The organism is Janthinobacterium sp. J1-1 (assembly GCF_030944405.1).
In the GTDB taxonomy this organism is placed as follows: domain Bacteria; phylum Pseudomonadota; class Gammaproteobacteria; order Burkholderiales; family Burkholderiaceae_D; genus Janthinobacterium.
This window is the reverse complement of record NZ_CP132339.1, coordinates 6,100,599-6,117,391: the sequence shown is the minus strand read 5'-3', so window position 1 is coordinate 6,117,391 and position 16,793 is coordinate 6,100,599. Positions and strand designations below refer to the sequence as shown.

Sequence of the window (16,793 nt, the reverse complement as noted above, 5' to 3'; positions counted from 1 at the left end):
ACATGAATCTTTCCCATCGTCTCACCCTGCTGCTGTTGTCCGCCGGCCTGCTGGGCAGCGCCGCCGCGCAAGCTGCCTCCGCCGCCAGTTATTTCCGCTTTCCTGCCGTGCGCGGCGACACCGTGGTGTTTACCGCCGAAGGCGATCTGTGGAAAAGCAACGTGCGCGGCGGCCCTGCCCAGCGCCTGACCACCCATCCCGGCTATGAAACCAATGCGGCCATCTCGCGCGACGGCCAGTGGCTGGCGTTTTCCGCCTCGTACGAAGGGGCGCAGGACGCCTATGTGATGCCGTTGGCGGGCGGCTTGCCGCGCCGCATCTCGTATGACAATGGCGGCGTGCTGGTGCTGGGCTGGACGGCGCAGGGCGAAGTGCTGATCAGCACGCAAAATACCGATGGCCCCGCCTCGCGGCGCATCGTCGCCGCCATCGATCCCGTCAAGCTCACGCGGCGCGTGTTCCCGGTCGCCGACGCCAACGACGCCGTGCTCGACGATGCGGGCAAGACGCTGTTCTTCACGCGCTTCGGTCTCGCCATGACCAACGACAATGTGCGCAACTACCGCGGTGGCGCGCATGCCCAGCTGTGGCGCTATGAGCTGGACGGCAAGAACGAGGCGGTGCCCCTGCATGCGGACGCCGCTGTACGTGACGGCAACAACAAGCGCCCCATGTGGTGGCAGGGCAGGGTCTATTACATCAGCGACGAGAGCGGCAGCGACAATCTGTGGAGCATGCTGCCGGACGGCTCGGACCGCCGCGCGATCACCGGCCACACGCAGTGGGACGTGCGCAATGCCTCGCTGGGCGACGGCAAGATCGTGTATCAGCTGGGCGCGGACTTGCAGGTGCTGGATCTGGCGGCGGGCACGGACTCGCCGCCATTGCCGATCAGCCTGGTCTCGGACTTCGACCAGCAGCGCGCGCGCCAGGTGCGTTCGCCATTGGATACGCTGTCGAATGTGCAGCTGTCCGGCAAGGATGAGCGGATTATCCTCACCGCGCGCGGACGGGTCAGCATCGCCGGCACCGGCAGCCAGCGCCGGGTCGATATCGCGATTCCCGAAGGCGCCCGCGCGCGCGACGCCGTCTTCAGCAGCGATGAAAAATTCGTCTACGCCATCGTCGACACCAGCGGCGAAAACGAGATCTGGCGCTATGCGGCCGACGGTTCCGGTCCCGGCGAACGCCTGACCACCGAGGGCGACAGCCACCGCTGGAAGCTGTATCCGTCGCCGGACGGGCGCTATCTGGCGCACAGCGACAAGAAGGGCCGCTTCTGGCTGCTGGACCTGGCGACCAAGGCCAATCAGCTGATCGACGACGCGGGCAAGGCCGGCGTCGACAAGCACGACGAGGTGCAATGGTCGCCCGACAGCCGCAACCTGGCGCTGGTGCGGGTGGCCAGCAACGAGCAGCGCGAACAGATCGGCCTGTACAACCTGGCCAGCAAGGAATTGCATTTCGTTACCAGCGACCGCTATACCTCGGGCTCGCCCATGTTTTCGCCCGATGGCCGCTGGCTGTATTTTCTGTCGGCGCGCAATTTCCAGCTGGCCAATGGCTCGCCCTGGGGCGACCGCAACATGGGGCCCGTGTTCGACAAGCGGGTCGGTGTGTATGCGCTGGCGCTGCAGCCGGGCAACCGTTTTCCTTTCCAGCCCGACGACGAGCTGAGCCGCCCAGGCGTGAAGCCAGCGGAAACGGACGATGAAAAGGCGGCCGAACTGGCGGCCGAAAAGGCGCTGGAAAAAGCGGGTGGCAAGCCGGCCGTGAAAAAGGCGCCGGCCAGCTTGCCGGCGATTATCAGCTATGGCCTGGCGGCGCGGCTGTACGAAGTGCCGCTGGCGGCCGGCAACTACACGGCGCTGGCGGTGGACGACAAGCGCCTGTATTTCCTGGACCGCGACGGCGCGGACAACAAGGCCAGCCTGAAGACCTTGGCGATCGGCAACACCGGTTCCAAGCCCGAACTGCTGGTGGCAAATGTGCGCGAGTTCGACCTGGCGCAGGACAAGAAACATCTGTACTACCGTACTGCGGCGGAGACCGGACCCGGCGACATGCTGGTGATCGAGGCGGGCGCCAAGCTGCCGACCGACCTGACGAAAGCCAAGGTGAAGGTCGACGACTGGACCTTTGTGTCGAATCCGCGCCTGGAATGGAAGCAGATGTTCAACGACGCCTGGCGTCTGCACCGCGACTTTTTGTACGACGCCAGGATGCGCGGCGTCGACTGGACGGCCGCACGCAACAAATATGCGCCGCTGGTCGAGCGCGTGACCGACCGCGCCGAACTCAACGACCTGCTGGGCATGATGGTGGCCGAAGTGGGCGCCCTGCATTCGCAGATCCGCCCCGGCGAATTGCGCCGCACGGAACAGGAAGGCGCGCCGGCCGGCCTGGGCGCCGTCCTCGCGCGCGCCAGGGACGGCTATGTGGTCGAGCATATCTACCGCAGCGAGCCGGAACTGCCGTCCGAGCGCGCGCCACTGTCGCGCCCGGACGTGGACGTCAAGCAAGGCGACGTGATCACGGCCGTCAATGGCAAGCCGGCCCTGGGGGCGCGCGATATCAGCGACCTGCTGCTGAACCAGGCCGGCAAGCAGGTGCTGTTGCAGGTGAAACGGGGCAACGGCGCGCCACGCGCCGTGATCGTCACGCCGGTCGACATGGCGAAACAGACGGCGCTGCGCTACGGCGACTGGGAGCTGAGCCGCGCGGAACAGGTGGCGGCCAGCTCGCAAGGGCGCATCGGCTACCTGCATTTGCGCGCCATGGGGGCGCGCGATATCGCCTCGTTCGCGCGCGATTTTTATGCCAATATCAACCGCGATGGCCTGATCATCGACGTGCGCCGCAATAACGGCGGCAATATCGACAGCTGGATCATCGAAAAGCTGCTGCGCAAGGCCTGGGCCTTCTGGGCGCCACCGGGCGTGCAGCCGTCGTCGAACATGCAGAACACCTTCCGTGGCCACCTGGTGGTGCTGGTCGACGAGCTGACCTATTCCGACGGCGAGACTTTTGCGGCCGGCATCAAGGCATTGAAACTGGCGCCGCTGGTGGGTAAGCGCACGGCCGGCGCCGGCGTCTGGCTCAGCGACAATACCCGATTGCTGGACAACGGCATGGCGCGCGTGGCGGAAAACGGCCAGTTTGGCGTCGATGGACAGTGGCTGATCGAAGGCGTCGGCGTGGTGCCGGACGTGGAGGTGGAAAACCCGCCGCACGCCACCTTCAATGGCGGCGACCGCCAGCTGGAAGTGGCTTTGGAGATGCTGGCCAGGAAGCTGAAAGAGCAGCCGCTGCGCCAGTTCCAGGCGCAGCCGATACCGGCCCTGAAGCGCTAAAGGCTGGCGGCGGCGCGGAACTGCTGCGCGCGGCGGCGCGATACCTCGACTTGCGTGCCGTCGGCCAGCAGCAGTTCCAGGCCATCGGCCGCATTCGCCGTCACCTGTTTCACGTGCGCCAGGTTGACGATCTGGCGCCGGTTGGCGCGCAGGAACTGGGCCGGGTCCAGCCGTTCTTCGAGCTGGTTCAGCGAGCGCGGCATCAGTGGCTGTTGCGAGCCGAAATGCACGCGCGCGTAATTGCCTTCCGAGGTGAACAGCATGATGTCGGCCAGCGCCACGAACCAGCAGCGCTCGCCATCCTTGATAAAGATCTTGCGCGCTGCCGATGCCGGCAGCGCCTGAACTCGGGCACCGGCGCGCGCCAGTGCCGTGGCCAGGCGCTGCGCCTGCACCGGCTTTTGCAGGTAGTCGAGGGCGCTCACTTCAAACGCCTGCAGCGCGTACTGGTCGTAGGCGGTGCAGAAGATCACGTCGGGCGCGTGGTCGAGCGCGGCCAATAAATCAAAACCCGAGCCGCCCGGCATCTGCACGTCGAGCAGCAGCAAATCCGGTTGCAGCGCCGCGATCTGCGCCATCGCCTCCAAGGCGCTGGCCGCCTCGCCGGCGATCTCCACCGAGGGATGGGCTTGCAACAGGCGCCGCAATTCGGCGCGCGCCAGGCGTTCGTCGTCGACCAGCAGGACGCGCAAGCGGCTCATGGCTGCGGCAACAGCAGCACGGCATGCACGGCGCCGTCGCGTTCATCGAGCGACAGCGTGGCCGCAGGGCCCAGCGCCAGATGCAGGCGCTGGCGCACGTTGGCCAGCCCGGTACGAGGCGAACCCGATGGCGCGCGCAGCACTCCCGTGTTGCTCACCGTGATGATGACGCCGTCATGGTGGCGCCTGGCGCTGATGGCGATCTCGCTGCCATGCAAACACGGTTCGACGCCATGCTTGACGGCGTTTTCCACCAGCGTCTGCAATGCCATCGGCGGGATGCGCACGGCGGCGAGTCCCGCCTCAAACGCCAGGGTCACGCGCAGCCGCGCTTCGAAGCGGATCGCCTCGATCGCCAGGTAGGTTTGCACCGCCTGCCATTCGTCGGCCAGCGGCACGGTGTCGTGCCGGTTCGATTGCAGCGTGTAGCGCATCAGCGCGGCCAGCTGGTCGACCATGCCGGCGGCCGCTGCCTGGTTTTCAAACACCAGCGCGCGCACGCTGTTGAGGCTATTGAAAAAGAAATGCGGGTTGACCTGGGCCTGCAGCGCGCGCAGCTCGGCGTCCTTGGCCAGCACTTCCAGGCGCAGCGCTTCGGCTTCGAAGCGGCTGGCGCGGCGCAGCGACTGCACCATCGAATACAGCACGGTCCAGACCAGGAAGGTCGTGAACCAGGAAATCAGCGCCGACGGCAGCCAGTTCAGGCTGGTGACCGGGCCGAACGGCTGCAGCACCACGTAACCCAGTCCCGCCAGCGCGCACTGCGCCAGCGCCAGCGGCATCAGGGCGGGCAGCACATACTGCCAGGCGAAGCGGCCGTGGATCCAGCCGCGCCGTTGCAGCACGCGGCGCCAGGCCATCGACAGCAGCAGCCCGCTGGCGGCGCCCCACCAGCAGACACCGAGGATGGCCCAGCTCAGAGGCGCGCGGCTCAGGCTCAGCAAACTCAGCATTGCAGCGATGTTCCAGCCCGCCAGCTGGAAGATCCAGTACCAGTTCAAGCGGGCGAGCAGGGGCGGCGAATGTTTCATGCAAAGGGCAGGCGGCTCAGTTCAGGAATTGTTCGATCTGGCCATGCAGCCAGTCGGGATCATCGTACATGATGAAGTGGCGCGCCGCATCGCTCATGACGACCCGCACGCCCGGCAGCTGCTGGTACTGGCTGCGGAACACGGCTTCGGTGGCGGCGCGCGGCGCATAATCCTTGTAGGCGATCCAGGTGCCCAGCACCAGCGTGGGCGAGGCGATCCGCGCCACGTCCTGGCGCAAATCCGTGCCGATCAGGGTGGCCATCGTGTCGATCACCGTGTTCCTGTCCGAGCGCGCGCCCCAGTCCAGGATGCGCGCCACGTCGTCCGGCTTGCCGGCCATGCTGGCGACCGAACGGCGCTGGCCTTCGGCAAAGCCGGCGCCATCCTGCGCGCGCATGGCGCTGCGCATCTGCGCGGCCATGCCTTGCAGCTGTTCCGGCGTGATGCTTGGCAACTGGGCCGCGCCCAGCGCCGGCAGCGAGTCGACGATGATCAGTTTCCCCGCCTGCCGCGGATGGCCGATGGCCAGTTTGAGCGCCAGGAAGCCGCCCAGGCTGTGGCCGATAATGGCCGGCTTTCCCAGTTGATGATCGCGGATATAGGCCGCCAGCTGCGTTTCGGCCTGCGCCAGCAAATCTCCTTCGATCTTCGGCACACCGGCAAAACCGGCCAGCGTCAGGACATGGCACTGGCGCTGCGGGCGAGCGTCGCCGCACAGGCGCGCGACCGTGGCTTGCCACACCTCGCCGGAGGAGGCCAGGCCGGGAATCAGGATCACGGGCGCGCCCTGGCCGGTGACGGCGACCTGGAAGGCCGTGCGGGCGGATACGGGCGCAGCCTGGGCGGCGCAGGCGATGGCCAGGGTGGTGAAAAAGGCGGCGCAGCGGCGCAGCAGGAAGAGGGTCATGGCAGGCTCCGGGTAAGTGATCGACAGGCCGATCTTGGCGAAGCGCGCTGCGCTTGGCTACTGCCAGGTGATGAGTGGCGATACCGCGGGATGAACGGCGCCGCCGCCCTCAGATCCACTCCTCCTGGTCTACGCCATCGTCGGCATGGTAGCTCAGGTATTGCACCATTCTTGGCACGTCGCCGAGGTTGGGCGTGGCGCAATGGGGCAGGGCCTGGTGCCAGATGATGAAGTCGCCGGCCTGGCCCGGCACTGCCACCGGCCGCAGCTGCTGCAGCGCCCACTCGCGCGGATTGTGGCCGGGCGGTACCGTCGCCAGCCAGTCGCCGATGCGGTGCTGGAAGCCCGGCACGCAGTGAAACGCGCCATGGCTGGCGGCGCAGTCGCCCAGGTACAGCAGGCCTTGCAGCTTGAACGGGATCGGCAAGGCCAGGCTGGTATCCCAGTGCAGCGGGCTGCCCGTGAAGCAGGTGTCCGCGGCTTGCGGCGGATTGAAGCTGACCTTGTCGATGGTCGGATAAATCGCCTCGCTGCGATACAGTTGCTGGTAGGCGCGCCGGATGCGCGGCTGGTGGCGGATGGTTTCCAGCGCCGGATGGTCGGAAAACTGCAGCATGAAGCCCACCTTGCCCGGGTGCGCCCGGTACCAGGACGCGCGGTCATCGAGGCTGGCGCCCAGGTAGTCCCAGATCGCGGCCTGCGCCGCCGCGCATTGGGTTTTTGGCACGGCGCCGCGCAGCACCACGTAGCCGTTGCGCTCCCAGAATTGCAGCTCATCGAAGGACAGCACGTCGTCGACGATGTCAAACGCGTGGGCCGGCCGCGCGCGCGTGCGCACCGTGGTCCAGGCCAGGAATGCGTCCAGCGATGGCCGCTGGTGGAACAGGAACTGCAGCGCATCGTCCATGAAGATGCCGCGCGCGTACAGCGCCCTGACTTCCTGCTGATGCCGCGCCGGCGTGGCGGCGCCCTTGTCACCGGCCGGGCCGGCGCTGCGCTGCCACAGGCTGCGCAGCAATGGCATGTCATCCATCATGGCGTCTCCATCACGACGCGCGCAGCCGACGCCACAAGGTGGTGCGGCTGATGCCCAGGTGTTGCGCGGCCGCGTCGCGCCGGCCGCCGAAGCGGGCCAGCACTTCGGCCGCGCTTTCTTCGCGCGCGGACAGCGTCGCCGCCGGCAAGGAAGGGGATTGCGGCACGCTGTCGCCGCTCGCGCCCAACTCCGGCGCCACGGCCAGCATAAAGGCCGGTGTCAGCGCCTGCAGCGGTTCGGCCGCCAGGAACAGGGCCAGCCGTTCGGCCAGGTTGCGCAGTTCGCGCACATTGCCGGGCCAGCCGTAGCGGCGCAGCAGCGGCGCGCAGGCCAGCAGCTCGGCATGCAGGTTCGGCTGCGGGCGCGCGCCCAGCGCGGCCAGCGCGGTTTTCAGCGACCACTCCATCAGGCCGGCGATGTCGCCCGCGCGCTCGCGCAGCGCCGGCAGCTGCAGACGCAGCACGGCCAGGCGGTAGAACAGGTCGGCCCGGAAGCGTCCTTCGCGGATGCGCTGCTCCAGGTCGCAGTGGGTGGCGCTGATGATGCGCACGTGAATCGGGATCGGCCGCGTGCCGCCGACGCGCACCACTTCGCGCTCTTCCAGCACGCGCAGCAAGCGCGTTTGCAAAGGCAGGGGCATTTCGCCGATTTCATCCAGGAACAGGGTGCCGTGGTTGGCCGCCTCGAACAGGCCCGCGTGGCCGCCGCGGCGCGCGCCCGTAAACGCGCCGTCCTCGTGGCCGAACAGTTCCGATTCCAGCAGGGATTCGGCGATGGCGCCGCAATTGATGGCGACAAACGGCCGGTTGACGCCCAGGTTGCGCGGGCTTTCGCGGTGGATCGCCTGCGCCACCAGTTCCTTGCCGGTGCCCGTCTCGCCCTGGATCAGCACCGTCGCCGGCGATTTGCCGAACAGGACCACCGACTGGCGCAACGCTTCCATCGTGTCGGACTCGCCGCGCAAATCGTGCAGGCCATGGCGCGCGCGCTGCACTTCGCCGGCGGGCGCGCGCTTGCCGCGGTTCGCTTCGAGCTGGGTCAGGCGCGCCAGTTCCAGCGCATCGTCGAAGGCGCGCCGGATCGCCGTGGCCGAATACACGAACACGGCCGCCAGCCCGGCCTCTTCGGCCAGGTCGGTCACCAGGCCGGCGCCGACGATGGCTTTCACGCCGGCCGCCTTGAGTTCATTGATCTGCGCGCGCGCGTCTTCTTCGGTGGCATAGCTGCGCTGCGCGATGCGAAAGCCGAAGGTGGATGCGAATTCGGCCAGTTCCGGCATCGTATCCTGGTAGGTCACCACGCCGATCTGCGGCGAGATGCGGCGCGCGCGCGCCAGCGCCTGCATCACGTCGTAGCCGCTGGCCTTGGCGATAATCACCGGCACCGACAGCCGGCCTTTCAGATAGGCGCCGTTCGAGCCGGCCGCGATCACGGCGTCGCAGCGTTCGACGGCCATGCGTTCGCGGATATGGCGCACGGCGTCGTCAAAGCCCAGGTTGATCGGCTCGATGGTGGCCAGGTGGTCGTATTCGAGGGTGATGTCGCGGAACAGGTCGAACAGGCGCGAGACCGAGACGGTCCAGATGACGGGCTTGTCGCGGTGGTCCAGCATGGGCAGGGAAGGGCGGCGCATGGGGCCGATTGTAAAGCATTTGCTTCGCTGTCTGACGGTGAAACAGGCAAGTGGTCTGTTGTATCGCCGGCACGCGCCATGGCTTGCGCGTGCCGCTCTGGCGTCAGTTGGAAAAATCCGGTGAAACTGGTTTATGATCTGTCAGCATCTTGTTGCCTGAATGCATACGTTTGCCGTCTTTTCAACCTTGTGGTGTCCATGAACCGCGTTCCGACCAGCCCTGATTTCATTGCCGATGCCTTGCAGCTGATTGCCTTGCCCGCCTGCGCCTGCGACGCCTGCGGCATGGTGGTGGCCGCCAATGACGCGCTGGCGCGGATGCTGGGCATGGATGTGTCGGGGCGGCTGCTGGCCGATTGTTTCAGCGACGCGTACCGCGCGTCCAGCACCAGCATGCTGCGCGCCGCGCTGGGGCCAAACGGCCGCGAGCGCGAATGGGACAGCTGCCTGCAGGGCATCGATGCGCATATCGCGGTGCAGGTCTGGGCCAGGCCTTTGCTGCCGGTTGATGGCGCCGGCCTGGCTGGCGCCACCCTGGTATTCGCCGACATCAGCGTGCAGCAGCGCGACCAGCAGGCGCTGCGCAAGTCGCTGCTGGAACAGCAGGCCATCCTGGAAAGCGCGGCCGTCGGCATCCTGTTTTCACGCGATGGCGTGATCGAGGAATGCAATAGCCGCGCCGCCGAAATGCTCGGCTATGCGCGCCACCAGCTGACCGGCATGGCCGGCGTGGCGCTGTACCGCTCGCAGGAAGACTACGAGGCGCTGGGCCGCGAGGCCGGCCCGCTGCTGTCTATCGGCCGCTCCTTCAGCACCGAACTGCAATTGCGGCGCCTGGACGGCAGCCTGTTCTGGAGCCGGCTGCACGGGCGCGCCGTCGATCCGCTCAATACGCAGGACGGCACGGTGTGGATCGTCGAGGACATCAGCGACCACCGGCGCGATGAAGACCAGCTGCGCCGGGCCATGGTGGAACAGCAGGCCATCCTCGACAACGCGTCGGTCGGCATCCTGTTTTCGCGTTCGCGCCAGGTCTTGCGCTGCAATCCGCGCTTTGCCGAGATGTTCGGCTATGCGCAGCAGGAGATGACGGGCATGCCGGCTGCGGCGCTGTTCCCCTCGCCCGAGGCCTACGCCGAGTTTGGCGCGCTGGCCACGCCGCTGCTGGGGCAGGGCCTGCCGTACGAGCAGGAAGAAACGCAGTTCCGGCGCCGCGACGGCAGCCTGTTCTGGTGCCGCATCCGCGCCAAGGCGGTCGACCAGGAACGCAGCGAGCAGGGCACGATCTGGATACTGGAAGACGTCAGCGCCAGCCGCCAGACGCAGATGGAAGTGGCGGCCATCATGACCAATGCCTCGGTCAGCATCCTGTTTACCAAGAACCGGCTGATCACGCGCTACAACCTGGGCTTTGCCGAAATGTTCGGCTACAAGGGCGACGAGGCGCTGGGCCTGCCGGGGCGCGCGCTGTACCTGTCGCAGGATGCCTACGACAGGCTGGGTGCGGCCGCCTTTCCCTTCCTGTCGGTGGGCAAGCCGTTCCAGACCGAAGTGGAAATGCAGCGCAAGGACGGCAGTACCTTGTGGGGCCAGCTGATCGCCTATGTCGTCAATCCGGACGATGCGGCGGCCGGCACCATCTGGATCATCGAAGACCGCACGGAAGCGAAGCGCGCCGAAGAGTCCCTGCGCAATGCGCTGCTGGAAAACCAGGCCATCCTCGACAGCGCCGTGCTGGGGATTTCGGTGATCGAAAACGGCTACAACCTGCATGCCAACAGCAAGATGGAAGAGCTGTTCGGCTATGGTCCCGGGCAGATCAACGGCCTGTCGGTGCAGGCGCTGTACCCGGACCTGGCGTCGTGGAAGGCGGCGCGCGGCGAGACGGCGCGCGACTTCGAGGCCGGCCGCGTGCACATGTCGGAATACCAGCTGGTGCGCAAGGACGGCAGCCGCTTCTGGGCGCGCCTGTCAGGACGCCCGTTCGACCTGGCGCATGCGCATGGCCGCTCGGTGTGGCTGGTCGACGACGTGACGGCGCGCCGCGAGGCGGCCGAAGCGGTGCTGCGCGCGCGCGACGAACTGGAATTGCGGGTGCGGGAGCGCACCGCCGAACTGGCCGGCGCCAACGCCCTGCTGCAGGGCGAGATCGCCGAGCGGCGCCAGGCCGAGGCGCGCGTGCACCACATGGCCTACCACGACAGCCTGACCGGCCTGCCGAACCGCGCGCTGCTGGCCGACCGCCTGGAGCGCGCCATGCTGGCCTCGCAGCGCTCGGGCCGCAAGCTGGCCGTGATGTTCATCGACCTGGACCGCTTCAAGAACATCAACGATTCGCTGGGCCACATGACGGGCGATATTCTGCTCAAGGACGTGGCGGCCCGGCTGTGCCGCGCGGTGCGCGCCAGCGACACGGTGGCGCGCCTGGGCGGCGATGAGTTCGTGGTGCTGGTGCCGGGCATCCGCGGCGCCGAAGAAGCGGCCACGGTGGCCGCCAAGATCATCGAGTCGCTGACGCCGGCGTTTCCGCTCGAGGGCCACGTGCTGCACATCACGCCGTCGATCGGCATCTGCCTGTATCCGGACGACGGCGCCGATGTCGACGCGCTGATGCGCCATGCCGACGCGGCCATGTATCACGCCAAGGCCAATGGCCGCAACAACTACCAGTTCTTCACGCAGAAGATGAACCAGGCGGCGGCGATCCACTTCGACCTGGAAAGCAGCCTGCGCACGGCGCTGGCGCAGGACCAGTTCGAGCTGTATTACCAGCCGGTGATCGATATCGCCACGCGTACCCTGCATGGCATGGAGGTGCTGCTGCGCTGGCGCCGGCCCGGCCATGGCCTGGTGATGCCGGACCGTTTCATTCCCATCCTGGAGGAGAACGGCATGATCGTGCCGGTCGGCGAATGGGTGATGCGCAAGGCCTGCGAACAGAGCATGGACTGGCTGCGCCAGGGCTTGCAGCCGGTGCCGCTGGCGGTCAACCTGTCGCCGCGCCAGTTCATGCATGCGGGCCTGGTGGCGTCGATCGCCGCCACCATCGAGGAAAGCGGCATCGCGCCCGGTCTGCTGGAGTTTGAAATCACCGAGACGGCGCTGATGCAGCAGGGCGAGCAGACCCTGGAGATCCTGCGCCAGATCAACGCCATGGGCTTGCGCCTGTCGATCGACGACTTTGGCACCGGTTACTCCAGCCTGGCCTACCTGAAGCGCTTTCCCGTCAAGAAGATCAAGATCGACCGCGCCTTCATCAAGGACCTGGAAACCAGCGCGGAAGACCGCGCCATCGTCTCGGCCATCATCGCGCTGGCCGACAGCCTGCAATTGTCGACCGTGGCCGAAGGGGTGGAGACGGAGCAGCAGTTCGCCCTGCTGCAGGACAAAGGCTGCCGCTATGCGCAGGGCTATCTGTTCTCGGCGCCGATGCCGGTGTCCAATGCCCAGGTACTGCTCGAACGAAGAACGAATTAATCGATGGTGGCGATCACCGGGGCGTGATCGGACGGCTGTTCCCACTTGCGGGGCACGCGGTCGATCACGCAGGCGCTGCAGCGGCCCGCCAGCGGCGCCGACAGCAGGATATGGTCGATGCGCAGGCCCTTGTTCAGGCGGAAGCCCAGCTGGCGGTAGTCCCACCAGCTGAAGGTTTTTTCGGCCTGCTCGAACAGGCGGAAGGAATCGACCAGGCCGAGGTCGAACAGGCGCTGCAGCGCGGCGCGTTCCTTGTCGGACACCAGCACCTGGCCGGCCCAGGCGACCGGGTCGTGCACGTCGCGGTCGTCCGGCGCGATATTGTAGTCGCCCACCACCGCCAGTTGCGGATGCGCGGCCGCTTCGTCGGCCAGCCAGTCATGCAGGGCGGCCAGCCAGCCCAGCTTGTATTCATACTTGTCCGAATCGACGCTCTGGCCGTTCGGCACATAGGCGCACACCACGCGCACGCCGCCGATGGTGGCGGCCAGGATGCGCTGCTGCGCGTCTTCGTAGCGGGGATTGTTCCTGACCACGTCCTCGATCGGCAGCTTGGACAGGATGGCCACGCCGTTATAGGTTTTCTGGCCGCTGAAGACCACCTGGTAGCCGGCCGCCGCGATCTCGGCGGCAGGGAATTTGTCGTCGGTCAGCTTGGTTTCTTGCAGGCACAAGATGTCGACCGGATTGTCGGCCAGCCACTGCAGCACTTGCGGCAGGCGCACTTTCAGCGAGTTGACGTTCCAGGTGGCTAATTTCATGGGAGAGGTTCCTTAAGGGGGCGATAGCGGCGAATCTTACCGCATGGCGCCAGCCGGCGTACCGGCATGGCAAGATGACGGGTGTGGTTTATTTGCCCTACGGGAAGATAAGGTTCAAAAAAGACTATAGTTTTAACCAATCGTGGCGCATGCGGTTTCGGTTTTTGTGTATGATTGATCAAGCCACATGGTTGATTTGCCAAATTTGATTGTGTTGATGTTATTTAAGAGCAGCTAAACACGATAAAGGTGTAAAGTTTCTCGCTAAAACGCGATAAACACTACTAAAATGGCATATTGTGACAGCCATGTCATACAGGCTGTGGCAGCCGTGAGATGAAATAATCGGAATTCACCGTGCGTGATTCTGAATTACAGACCATTGCGCCTGAGGCGGACCACAAGCTCCGTTTTCGGCGCCGCTGGTCTTGCTGTATAACTGCGTTACTGTTCCGGGAACATTGTTTTTTTTCATTAAGAAATGGTACCATCTGGAAATGTTGCAGTTTTAATAGTGAGACTTGCGCGTAGCATTTGCAAAGGAAGAAAATGCGAACTGCATTTGAAGCGTGGGCGCAGCGTGACGGCCACATTGTTCGGCGACGAGAAGACAAGCCGGACGAATATCTGATTTTCGAAACCCAGCGGCGCTGGGTGATCTGGCAGGCGGCCTTGACTCATGGCAAGACGACGCCGAAACCGCGCGTGAGCGCGGCCGAAAAAGCCGCGAAGGCGCAGCGTGCGCTGGAAATGTCGTCCGACGAGGCGGCCGTGCGCAATAAGGTGCTCAATGAGGTGCTCGACGCTTTCAGCAGCGCCGACGGCGCCGCCGGCATGGAAGGCATCCTGAAAGTGATCCAGGGCCTGAAACAGAAGCAGAAGGTGCTGGCCGGCGACAAGAGCGAAGATTCGACGGCCTGAGGAGACGGCGATGCGTTACCGGCACTACAAGGGCGGGATCTATGAACTGGTGTGCGAAGCCACGCTGGAATCGGACCTGACCCCGATGATCGTCTACCGCGCCGCCGACGGCTCGATCTGGACCCGGCCGAAAGACGTGTTCTTTCAGCTGATCGAGGTCGAGGGCGTCATGGTGCAGCGCTTTGCTCCCATTAACTGATACTGATCACTGATGGCCGTGTCCTCACGTGCCCAGGAAACCTTCATGCCAAGTAACATCATGCGTCATCTGCTGGCATCGGCCACGCTGCTGGCCCTTGCCTGCGCTTCGGCGCGGGCTGAAACCGTCGGCTCGGTCGACACTGTTTTCAAGCTGATCGGCCCCGACCACAAGATCGTCGTCGAAGCCTATGACGATCCGCGTGTCACCGGCGTGTCCTGCTATCTGTCGCGCGCCAAGACGGGCGGCATCAAGGGCGCCGTCGGCCTGGCCGAAGACAAGGCCGACGCCTCGGTGGCCTGCCGCCAGGTGGGGCCGCTGCAATTCAACGGCAAGCTGCCGCGCCAGGAGGAAGTGTTCAGCGAGCGCGCCTCGATCTTCTTCAAGCATGTGCGCGTGGTGCGCATGGTCGATCCCAAGCGCAATGCGCTGATCTACCTGGTGTATTCCGACCGCCTGATCGATGGCAGTCCGAAAAACAGCGTGACCGCCGTGCCGGTTCCCGCCAGCCAGCCGATTCCCCTGCGTTAAACGAGTCCGCCATGCGCCGTCCTCTCGCCGCCATGATGCTGTTCTCCGGCCTGGCCGGCTGCGCCACCATGACCGGTTCGACCGAGCAGATGGTGCTGGTGCAAACCATTTTCGACAACCGCCAGCTGGCGGGCGCCGGCTGCATCCTCAGCAACGACATGGGCAAGTGGTTCGTCACCACGCCGGGCCGCATCATGATCCGCAAGAGCCAGGCCCCGCTCAAGGTCGACTGCAAGAAGAGCGGCTCGCCGGCCGTCGTGATGGACAATCAATTTGACGCCACCGTCAATGGCGGCAGCGCCTGGAGCAATGTCATCTTTACCCTGGGCGTCGGCTATTTCGTCGACCGCGACACGGGCGCCGCCTATGACTACCCGTCCACCCTGACCGTCATCATGCAGGACCCGGCGCGCCTGGCGCCGCCCGCACCGCCTGCGCCGGCAGTGGCACCGGTCGCCGCGCAGCCCGCCACCGTCACCATGCCGCCGACCGCGCCCGCACCACCGAAGCCCGTGCCATCACCGATACCCGATCCGGTCGTCTATTAAACGGCCGTGCATGAAAAAAGCCGCCAGGGTCGATGACCGTGGCGGCTTTTTTTATTTAACCCCAACCTCGAAATGCCGGGGTCGGACCCGCAGGGACTCGGCGTCCCCGTCCGACCCCAGTCCTCGCGGTTGGGTTAAAAAGAATGCATTACTGCACGCGATTCAGCAGGAACGTGGTCAAGAGGGGCACCGGACGGCCGGTCGCGCCCTTGGCCGCGCCCGATTTCCAGGCCGTGCCGGCGATATCGAGGTGGGCCCAGGTGTACTTCCTGGTGAAGTTTTCCAGGAACGCTGCCGCCGTGACGGCGCCGCCGCCTGGCGAACCGATATTGCCCAGGTCGGCGAAGTTCGATTTCAGCTGCTCGTTGTACGCTTCCTCGATCGGCATGCGCCATGCGGTATCCGATGCCTGCTTGCCGGCGGCCAGCAGCTCGTTGGCCAGCTGGTCATGCGCCGCGTCGGAACGCGTGAACAGGCCGGTGTTGTGGTGGCCCAGCGCGACCACGCAAGCGCCGGTCAGGGTGGCGATATCGACCACCGCCGCCGGCTTGAAGCGCTCGGTGTAGGTCAGCGCATCGCACAACACCAGTCGGCCTTCGGCGTCGGTGTTGAGCACTTCGATCGTCAAACCGTTCATCGAGGTGACGATGTCGCCCGGCTTGGTGGCGCGGCCCGACGGCATGTTTTCGCAGGCGGCGATCACGCCGATCACGTTCAGCTTCAGGTTCATTTCGCCGATGGCGCGGAAGGTGCCCAGTACCGAAGCGGCGCCGCACATGTCGAACTTCATTTCATCCATGCCGGGGCCGGCCTTGAGTGAAATGCCGCCCGTGTCGAAAGTGATGCCCTTGCCGACCAGGACCACCGGCGCATCCTTGGCCTTGCCGCCCATGTGTTTCAGGACGATGAACTTCGGTGGCTGTTCGCTGCCGTTGGTGACCGACAGGAAGCTGCCCATTTTCAGCGCTTCGAGCTGTTTGCGGTCCAGTACTTCGACTTCAAATTTGTAGTCCTTGGCCAGCTGCTTGGCGGTGTTGGCCAGGTAGGTCGGGGTGGCGATATTGGCCGGCAGGTCGCCCAGGTTGCGGGTGAAGTTCGAGCCGTTGGCAATTGCGATGGCTTGCGCCAGCGCGCCGCGCGTGGCGGCCGTGGCCGGCGCCGACAGCACGATCTTGCGCACGCCGGCAGGGGCCGGATCTTTCTTGCTTTTTTGCGAGTCGCAGCGGTATTCGCCGTCGTGCGCCGCTTGCACCACGCAACGGATGGCCCAATTTACATCGCGCTCTTTCACTTCGGCCAGCGGTAATGCGATAATGGCGTCCGCCGCGCCCAGCGCGCCGAAAGCCTTCAAGGCAGCCTGCACGCCGGTGGCGAAGCTTTTTTCGCTGACGGTTTCATCGCCGCCCATGCCGACCAGCAGCACGCGCTCGGCGCTGACGCCGTCAACGGCGCGCAGCAGCAGGGTGCTGCCAGGCTTGCCGGTGATGTCGCCGGACTTCAGCGCAGCCGAAATGGCACCCTTGCTGTCCAGCGCTTGTGCCGCTGGCGACAGTTTTTTGTTTTCGAATACCGCAACCGCGATGCATCCGCTTTTGGCCGTGCCGAGGGTGCTCTTGGTATCGAATGCTTTTATGCTAAAGTCCATTTGGTTCTCCGTTTTCATTTACTAGTAACGTGTTACTCAACTAACTGACC

General features: G+C 65.5%; 13 protein-coding genes. 6 read left to right on the top strand and 7 right to left on the bottom strand.

Annotated features, from left to right (window positions below; translation table 11 throughout):
- Positions 1-2: 2 nt before the first annotated feature.
- The gene (locus Q8L25_RS27905) at positions 3-3,353 is read left to right on the top strand and encodes a S41 family peptidase (protein ID WP_308922476.1); all 3,351 of its coding nucleotides are present in this window, start codon (positions 3-5) and stop codon (positions 3,351-3,353) included.
- On the opposite strand, the gene Q8L25_RS27900 is transcribed toward Q8L25_RS27905, so the two are convergent.
- The 5 genes from Q8L25_RS27900 to prpR form a co-directional block, all read right to left on the bottom strand.
- Positions 3,350-4,054, bottom strand: a complete 705-nt coding sequence (locus tag Q8L25_RS27900; protein WP_308922475.1) for a LytTR family DNA-binding domain-containing protein — start codon at positions 4,052-4,054, stop codon at positions 3,350-3,352. The genes Q8L25_RS27905 and Q8L25_RS27900 overlap by 4 nt on opposite strands.
- Positions 4,051-5,085: a histidine kinase gene (locus tag Q8L25_RS27895; protein WP_308922474.1), complete on the bottom strand. Its 1,035-nt coding sequence runs from the start codon at positions 5,083-5,085 to the stop codon at positions 4,051-4,053. Before Q8L25_RS27895 ends, Q8L25_RS27900 begins: the two co-directional genes overlap by 4 nt.
- A 16-nt stretch (positions 5,086-5,101) precedes the next feature.
- Positions 5,102-5,992 (bottom strand): alpha/beta hydrolase, encoded by an 891-nt coding sequence (locus Q8L25_RS27890; RefSeq protein WP_308922473.1) that lies wholly within the window; start codon positions 5,990-5,992, stop codon positions 5,102-5,104.
- A 109-nt stretch (positions 5,993-6,101) separates the two neighbouring features.
- Complete coding sequence (locus Q8L25_RS27885) at positions 6,102-7,028, bottom strand: phytanoyl-CoA dioxygenase family protein (RefSeq protein ID WP_308922472.1); 927 nt, start codon at positions 7,026-7,028, stop codon at positions 6,102-6,104.
- A 10-nt stretch (positions 7,029-7,038) separates the two neighbouring features.
- Complete coding sequence (prpR, locus tag Q8L25_RS27880; protein ID WP_308922471.1) at positions 7,039-8,661, bottom strand: propionate catabolism operon regulatory protein PrpR; 1,623 nt, start codon at positions 8,659-8,661, stop codon at positions 7,039-7,041.
- Positions 8,662-8,859: 198 nt separating this feature from the next.
- On the opposite strand from prpR, the gene Q8L25_RS27875 reads away from it, so the two are divergent.
- Positions 8,860-12,138, top strand: coding sequence for an EAL domain-containing protein (locus Q8L25_RS27875; RefSeq protein WP_308922470.1), 3,279 nt, complete (start codon positions 8,860-8,862; stop codon positions 12,136-12,138).
- Here the strand turns inward: Q8L25_RS27875 and xth are convergent.
- Positions 12,135-12,899 carry an exodeoxyribonuclease III gene (xth, locus tag Q8L25_RS27870; RefSeq protein ID WP_308922469.1) on the bottom strand — a complete coding sequence of 255 codons (765 nt, stop codon included), beginning with the start codon at positions 12,897-12,899 and terminating at the stop codon, positions 12,135-12,137. The genes Q8L25_RS27875 and xth overlap by 4 nt on opposite strands.
- 549 nt (positions 12,900-13,448) lie before the next feature.
- Between xth and Q8L25_RS27865 the strand changes: the two genes are divergently transcribed.
- From Q8L25_RS27865 to Q8L25_RS27850, 4 genes are read left to right on the top strand one after another with little or no spacing between them, the layout of a single operon-like run.
- A complete protein-coding gene (locus Q8L25_RS27865) occupies positions 13,449-13,820 on the top strand; it encodes a hypothetical protein (protein ID WP_308922468.1) in 372 nt (123 codons plus the stop codon).
- A 10-nt stretch (positions 13,821-13,830) separates the two neighbouring features.
- Positions 13,831-14,019 carry a DUF1653 domain-containing protein gene (locus Q8L25_RS27860; RefSeq protein ID WP_065306721.1) on the top strand — a complete coding sequence of 63 codons (189 nt, stop codon included), beginning with the start codon at positions 13,831-13,833 and terminating at the stop codon, positions 14,017-14,019.
- A gap of 45 nt (positions 14,020-14,064) precedes the next feature.
- Positions 14,065-14,550 (top strand): CreA family protein, encoded by a 486-nt coding sequence (locus Q8L25_RS27855; RefSeq protein WP_374694211.1) that lies wholly within the window; start codon positions 14,065-14,067, stop codon positions 14,548-14,550.
- An 11-nt stretch (positions 14,551-14,561) separates the two neighbouring features.
- Entirely contained in the window at positions 14,562-15,098 is a 537-nt protein-coding gene (locus Q8L25_RS27850) for a hypothetical protein (protein WP_308922467.1), read from the top strand.
- 148 nt (positions 15,099-15,246) lie between these two features.
- Here Q8L25_RS27850 and Q8L25_RS27845 read toward each other — a convergent pair whose 3' ends face one another.
- The gene (locus Q8L25_RS27845) at positions 15,247-16,743 is read right to left on the bottom strand and encodes a leucyl aminopeptidase (protein WP_308922466.1); all 1,497 of its coding nucleotides are present in this window, start codon (positions 16,741-16,743) and stop codon (positions 15,247-15,249) included.
- Between the last annotated feature and the right edge of the window lie 50 nt (positions 16,744-16,793).